The sequence below is a fragment of the Okeania sp. genome (assembly GCF_983059655.1).
On sequence record NZ_CEZPJD010000521.1, the window covers coordinates 1 to 5677 of the forward strand.

12 protein-coding genes are annotated in these 5677 nt (G+C 37.9%); 6 read left to right on the forward strand and 6 right to left on the reverse strand.

Going from position 1 to position 5677, the window contains the following annotated elements; translation table 11 throughout:
* Positions 1 to 769, forward strand: a 769-nt coding sequence (locus AC3DU7_RS23265) for a PPC domain-containing protein (RefSeq protein WP_488041674.1), incomplete at its 5' end; no start/stop codon positions are given.
* A gap of 154 nt (positions 770 to 923) precedes the next feature.
* Here AC3DU7_RS23265 and AC3DU7_RS23270 read toward each other — a convergent pair.
* The 5 genes from AC3DU7_RS23270 to AC3DU7_RS23290 all read right to left on the reverse strand — a co-directional run bounded on the left by AC3DU7_RS23270 (position 924) and on the right by AC3DU7_RS23290 (position 2558).
* Positions 924 to 1313, reverse strand: coding sequence for a type II toxin-antitoxin system VapC family toxin (locus AC3DU7_RS23270; RefSeq protein ID WP_488041675.1), 390 nt, complete (start codon positions 1311 to 1313; stop codon positions 924 to 926).
* Positions 1300 to 1545 carry an AbrB/MazE/SpoVT family DNA-binding domain-containing protein gene (locus tag AC3DU7_RS23275; RefSeq protein WP_202225707.1) on the reverse strand — a complete coding sequence of 82 codons (246 nt, stop codon included), beginning with the start codon at positions 1543 to 1545 and terminating at the stop codon, positions 1300 to 1302. The genes AC3DU7_RS23270 and AC3DU7_RS23275 overlap by 14 nt, the downstream gene beginning before the upstream one ends.
* Positions 1546 to 1621: 76 nt before the next feature.
* Positions 1622 to 1885, reverse strand: coding sequence for a hypothetical protein (locus tag AC3DU7_RS23280; protein ID WP_488041676.1), 264 nt, complete (start codon positions 1883 to 1885; stop codon positions 1622 to 1624).
* A 93-nt stretch (positions 1886 to 1978) separates the two neighbouring features.
* Positions 1979 to 2236, reverse strand: coding sequence for a hypothetical protein (locus tag AC3DU7_RS23285; RefSeq protein WP_488041677.1), 258 nt, complete (start codon positions 2234 to 2236; stop codon positions 1979 to 1981).
* Positions 2199 to 2558 carry a DUF6972 family protein gene (locus AC3DU7_RS23290; RefSeq protein WP_488041678.1) on the reverse strand — a complete coding sequence of 120 codons (360 nt, stop codon included), beginning with the start codon at positions 2556 to 2558 and terminating at the stop codon, positions 2199 to 2201. The genes AC3DU7_RS23285 and AC3DU7_RS23290 overlap by 38 nt, the downstream gene beginning before the upstream one ends.
* Positions 2559 to 2876: 318 nt before the next feature.
* Between AC3DU7_RS23290 and AC3DU7_RS23295 the strand changes: the two genes are divergently transcribed.
* Positions 2877 to 3074 carry a type II toxin-antitoxin system HicB family antitoxin gene (locus tag AC3DU7_RS23295; protein WP_488041679.1) on the forward strand — a complete coding sequence of 66 codons (198 nt, stop codon included), beginning with the start codon at positions 2877 to 2879 and terminating at the stop codon, positions 3072 to 3074.
* A gap of 71 nt (positions 3075 to 3145) precedes the next feature.
* Here the strand turns inward: AC3DU7_RS23295 and AC3DU7_RS23300 are convergent, their stop codons facing one another.
* Positions 3146 to 3313: a type II toxin-antitoxin system HicB family antitoxin gene (locus AC3DU7_RS23300; protein WP_488041680.1), complete on the reverse strand. Its 168-nt coding sequence runs from the start codon at positions 3311 to 3313 to the stop codon at positions 3146 to 3148.
* 64 nt (positions 3314 to 3377) lie between these two features.
* Between AC3DU7_RS23300 and AC3DU7_RS23305 the strand changes: the two genes are divergently transcribed.
* The 4 genes from AC3DU7_RS23305 to AC3DU7_RS23320 all read left to right on the forward strand — a co-directional run.
* On the forward strand, positions 3378 to 3626 hold the full coding sequence (locus tag AC3DU7_RS23305) for a type II toxin-antitoxin system HicB family antitoxin (RefSeq protein WP_488041681.1): 249 nt from the start codon (positions 3378 to 3380) through the stop codon (positions 3624 to 3626).
* A 116-nt stretch (positions 3627 to 3742) separates the two neighbouring features.
* Positions 3743 to 4045, forward strand: a complete 303-nt coding sequence (locus AC3DU7_RS23310; protein WP_488041682.1) for a UPF0175 family protein — start codon at positions 3743 to 3745, stop codon at positions 4043 to 4045.
* Positions 4046 to 4090: 45 nt separating this feature from the next.
* Positions 4091 to 5179, forward strand: a complete 1089-nt coding sequence (locus AC3DU7_RS23315) for an RNA-guided endonuclease InsQ/TnpB family protein (RefSeq protein ID WP_488041684.1) — start codon at positions 4091 to 4093, stop codon at positions 5177 to 5179.
* Between the two features lie 89 nt (positions 5180 to 5268).
* Positions 5269 to 5677: PIN domain-containing protein (locus tag AC3DU7_RS23320; protein WP_488041683.1), on the forward strand; the 409-nt coding region annotated here is incomplete at its 3' end.

A 5677-nucleotide genomic window follows, 5' to 3' on the forward strand; every position in this document is an offset into this window, starting at 1 on the left:
TGGCGATCCCCCACCGCCAGCAAATACAACTCTTAGCGCAGCTCAAGAATTAGGTGTCTTGAGTGAAGACTTAGAGCTGCAAGATTTTGTAGGGGAGCGTGAACCTAATGACTATTATCGCTTTACTCTTCCAAGTAATGGGCAGCTCGGTGTCACCCTTGGTGCTGTGACTGAAGATGCAGAATTCCAATTGATTAAGGACTTCAATAACAATGGAATCATTAATGAAGGTGATGGTGATATTCTACGACAGAGACGTGCTACTTCCGCCAATAATGCTACCATAGGGCAGGCGGTACAAGCAGGGACATATTATGTGCGAGTTTTCCCTAGATTTAGTAGCAATAACACCAACTACGACTTAGGATTTAGTTTTTTGCCTCAACCTAGTACCACACCAATAAATCCTGGTAATAACTTGAATACAGCTCTAGATATTGGAGCGTTGGGAACTGAGGCACGTCGCTTTACAGATTTTGTTGGTGTTACTGACGAATTTGATGTGTATCAATTTACAGTCAACTCCAACAGTAATGTCAATATCACCCTTGGTGCGGTGATTGAAGATGCAGAAGTACGGCTGATTAATGACTTTAATAACAATAGAGTTATTGACCAAGGAGATGGTGATATTTTAAGACAGAGACGCGCTACTTCCAGCAACAATGCTACCATAGAAGAGGCGATACAAGCAGGAACATATTATGTGTCTGTTTTCCCTAGGTTCAGTGGCAATAACACCAACTATGACCTGACTATCTCAATTTAGGCTCCTGAAACGGAAGTGTAAACTTTCCAGTTAGTCTGTCTTATTCCCAAAACTAGATAGTGTTTAGCACTACTTAGCGCTCTCTCATCTCCCAACTATCAAACAAGAGCGATCGCTTCTCCCAAACAAACCATATTTTAGGAGCGATCGCCTTTTATTCAAGACAGTTAAACCCTGCTTCTCCTCTTAATTTTTTGTCAAACGTTACAGTTTCTACACAACCTGCTTGGCGAGCTATAGCTCCTATCAAATAATCAGAAAAATCTGCACTTCCCTGTTTTGTGCGCTCAATAGCTTGATAAAGAACAGAATGGTTTTCCAACTCAAAGACTGAACTCTGTAGCATCATTTCCAAAGTGTTGATAATTTGTTCTTTGCTAAATTTATATGCTTGACTTTTCATAACCCAAACTAATTCACACAACACAATATTAGAAACAAAACATGATTGGTTTTCTCTAATAATTTCTAGTGCTTTCTGCCACTGTACTTTGTCATCTCTAGTCAGATAGCGAACTAGAATATTAGTATCAAGTGCAATCACTAGCTGACTCCTGGATCGCGTTCTCCATATCCTCAATGGTTGCTTTCTCAATTCCAGGATAATGTAGGATACCGGACAAGTCTTCCACAGAGAATTTCAGAGGAATTATTTTAACCTCTCCTTCTTCATCAATGACAAATTCTATTTTAGTCCCTGCATTCAGTTTAAGGTAGTCTCTAATTTCTTGAGGAATCGTTATTTGCCCTCGATCGCTAACTATTGTACTGGCCATTACTATAAATATTTACTAAATTTACTTAATTTTATTGGTTCCGATAGAACATTAGTATCGAGCAAAAAACGTAAACTCATAAAATTACTTCTCTACCAGATGATGAATCTCGAACTCCCTCAAAAACTTCTGGTTCGAGCCATATTCCTTCAGTATCAAGTTCTTGACGAAAGCTATTGAGACTTTTCCAGAAACTACCCCTTGTTTCAATGGTAATCAAAATCTCTTGACCATCAGGAATATTTATATCCTCAAAAATTTCGATATTTCTTCCTCGTTTTATACCTTTGACAAACATTGTACCACCTTGATAAGAATTGAGACTAATGACTATTATCATAACACAATTTGCAACTGTCGGATTTTCTATCCAATCTCAAGTCGGTTGAATAATTACACTTTGTTCGACAGCTCGAATCTTACCAATATTATACTAAAAAATTTCTCCAGATAAAAGACGACCATCCACCCGCTCATAGTCATCTTCAACTAACCATGAGTGAGCTTCATCATAAATAGAACTTTCAAACAAAGGTTTGTAGCTAGCAGTCGCATCATAAATACAATAGTTTCCCTGTTTGCCCCCAACTAACACCAAAATTCGAGGGGGAAAGACAACGGGATCTACCCATAACTCAATAAACTCCCAATCATCACTTTGAGCGACGAGGTTTTGTGCGAGGGATAACATGGTACAAATTACCTCCTTTAACAATTTTAATTTTGGCGTAATAAAGAGGAAGGCGACTACCGTCTGCTCGAATTTGATAACCTATTGGTTTCTCAAAATATAGTCCGTAGCGATCGTAGCCGTCATTTTCATCTTCTACTCCTGTAAGTTTTCCTCTTTCTAGGATCGCTTTTATAACAAATTCCATTGTAGCACGATCTTTAAACACATGAGCTTTTCCTTCTTTTCTCAAAAGTCTGGCTACTTGAGGGGTATCGGGAAGATGCTTGTCAAATAAGTTCGTTCTAGGATGGGGGGTTAATTCGCGGTTAATACCACTCACAGATATCTATAATCTAGGTTAATTACTGAATTATACAACCTTTGACTAAGGAGGACGCTAAACTTTACATACAAAAAGAGTGTTGCTGATTCTGGGTATGATTTGGCCCCCCTAACCCCCCAATTTTGGGGGGGAATAAAACTCTAAAAGTCCTCGATTTTTGGGAATTTAGGGGGCTTGACCAGAACTAAACAATCGCGCATTTATACTTCAATTCAGCAACGCCAGAAAAAGAAGTTAATCGCAAATTAGAAATGTTAAAAACCATCGAACAACAGGAGTCAGAAGAATGAAATTACCCTATACAGTCGTCATTTTTTGTCGGATGAAGATAACTGCTATCTGGTTCATCTACCAGAATTTCCTTCTCAAAAATTTCATACCCACGGAAATTCTTATGAAGAAGCAATACAAAATGCTTGCGAAGTATTAGAGCTGTTAGTTGAAGAATATCAGCAAGAAGGTAAAAGCCTTCCACAACCTAAAAATATAGAACAAACTTTTCAATTAGCATAAAGATGGCAGGAGCGATCGCTCCCCATTTCTCAACTATCAAACAAGAGCGTGAGCGCTAGTGGTTCGGAGCATTATCGCTCTATTTTTTCAATGGGTTCAAGGTGAAGTTCTATAGCTTCTTGGATATTAGTCAGTGCTTCCTCAATAGTTTCTCCTTCACTAATACAACCGGGAAGTGATGGAACGTAAACGGTATATCCACCTTCTTCACTTGGTTCTAATACTACTTTTATATTCATAATTATGTTTGTTAACTGACTTATTTATTTTAGCACCAGAATCAAGCGATCGCTATAAAAAAGGTTGCAAAAATCAATCATTTTAGGTAGACTAGATTTTGGAAATAATTCCAATTATATAGAAAAATTATATACCATGAAAACTAAAAGCTTTACTGCTATCCTTTATAAAGAAGATGATATGTACATAGCTGAATGCCCAGAAGTCGGCACAGTTGACCAAGGTAAAACAATAGAAGAGGTTCTAGCGAATCTCAAAGAAGCTACAAAACTCTATCTGGAAGAATGTCCGCTACCTAAAACAATCGAGTGATCGCTCCTTTCCAAACAAACCACATTTTAGAAAAGATCGCTTTTTTCTGGCCTGATAGAAAAGTATGAAAACAATCTATAAATGTTATGATTAGTTAATAACTAAAGGAGGTATTTATGCAGCAAATTCAGATTGTGTTGCCAGACGAACTAGCATATTCCTTAAAGGAAAAATGGGGCAATTTAGAACGTAAATTAATGGAAATAATTGTAGTAGAAGCTTATCGCGAAGGTTCTATTAGTAGTGGTAAATTACGAGAACTATTAGGTTTCTCTACTATTTTAGAAGCTGATAAATTTCTGAAAGCTAAAGGAGTCGATTTAGGTTACGATGAAGAAGATTTTATTGCCGATCGCCAAACCCACGAACAACTAGAAAAAGAAGGGAAATTAAAGAGCATTGACTTAATCAATAAATAACGATATAATACCTTAAAAAGCACACCATTAGACAGGCGGCGCTCCATCTCCATGAAATCCATTAGAACCAAACTCAAATTAAATAATAAACAAAAAACTCTGATGGCACAACACGCTGGCTATTCGAGGTGGTGCTACAACTGGGGTTTAAGTTTATGGAATGCTGCATACACAGATGGCTACAAGCCAAACCCTCGTAAACTGAGAGAGGTTTTTACTAATCACACCAAACCCCTTTACCCCTGGATGAAAAACTTGTCGTCTAAAGTTTATCAATATGCTTTCATCAACTTAGGTGAAGCATTTAAGAGATTTTTTCAGGGATTGGGCAAACGCCCACGATTTAAGAAGAAAGGTAAATCTGATTCATTCACAATTGATAATTGTGGAAAACCCATAGAATTAAATGGATGGAGTCACAAATTACCTTTTATTGGTATGGTCAAAACTTATGAACCAATTGAAGCAACTACTCAAAAAATCACTATTAGTAGACAGGCAGGTGATTGGTACTTAAGTTTGAGCTATGAATTTACTCCTAGCCCAACCCCAACAACCACTGAAGTTGTAGGTGTGGATTTAGGTGTCAAAACATTAGCAACTTTAAGTGATGGAAAAGTATTTGAAAGCGTAAAGTCATATCGTAGGTTTGAAACCAAGCTTTCTAGACTGCAATATCTAAACCGCAATAAAATTATTGGCTCTGCTAATTGGAGAAAAGTACAACTTAAGATAGCTAGGCTGCATAGACGAGTGGCTAGCATCCGCAAAGATGCACTTCATAAATTGACAACATATTTAGCTAAAAACCACAGCATTGTTGCCATAGAAGATTTGAATGTTAGCGGTATGTTAGCTAACCATAAGCTAGCTAAATCTATAGCCGACCAAGGCTTTTATGAGTTTCGGAGACAGCTCGAATATAAAACACGATGGCACGGTTCAAAATTAGTAGCAGTTGATAGGTTTTTTCCATCATCAAAAACTTGCAGTAGGTGTGGTCATGTTCAAGATATGCCGTTAAGCCTGAGAACTTATGATTGCCCTAACTGTGGCTTGTCAATAGATCGAGATTTAAACGCAAGTATAAATTTGAGAGATGCGGTCGGCTCGACCGTGAATGCCTGTGGATGAGCAACCGCCGACGGCCTCAGTAGAAGCAGGAAGTAAACCTCAAGTTGTCACACTATGTGACGCTTTGTATCAGTTTTATAGAGCAGGTTATGATTGTTGTATCAGATACCTCGCCAATTTGTTATTTACTACTTATTGGTGAAATTAAACTGCTGCCTCAACTTTATGGTCAAGTTCTAATTCCTCGAATAGTTCAACAAGAATTATCAGACGAGCGATCGCCTATTGCCGTCAAAAATTGGATTGAAAAACCTCCCCAATGGTTAATAATTCAAGATGTGACTGTTCCTGTGGACAAGGATTTAGAGTCGCTTGATGCAGGAGAAAAAGCAGCTATTATTTTAGCACTTCAGGAAAGAGCAAATTTAATTATCATTGATGAGACTTTAGGCAGAAAGGTTGCCCGCAATAAAGGATTGAGGGTAACTGGATTGCTTGGGGTTTTGGATCGAGCTGCCCAACAAAATTTAGTAGATTTTCCCAAAACTATTGCTGCTC

Bases quoted from the DNA above. Each gene is read 5' to 3' on its own strand.
- AC3DU7_RS23275 (WP_202225707.1), bottom strand. From the start codon at position 1,545: ATGGCCAGTACAATAGTTAGCGATCGAGGGCAAATAACGATTCCTCAA.
- AC3DU7_RS23280 (WP_488041676.1), bottom strand. From the start codon at position 1,885: ATGATAATAGTCATTAGTCTCAATTCTTATCAAGGTGGTACAATGTTT.
- AC3DU7_RS23285 (WP_488041677.1), bottom strand. From the start codon at position 2,236: ATGTTATCCCTCGCACAAAACCTCGTCGCTCAAAGTGATGATTGGGAG.
- AC3DU7_RS23300 (WP_488041680.1), bottom strand. From the start codon at position 3,313: ATGAATATAAAAGTAGTATTAGAACCAAGTGAAGAAGGTGGATATACC.
- AC3DU7_RS23310 (WP_488041682.1), top strand. From the start codon at position 3,743: ATGCAGCAAATTCAGATTGTGTTGCCAGACGAACTAGCATATTCCTTA.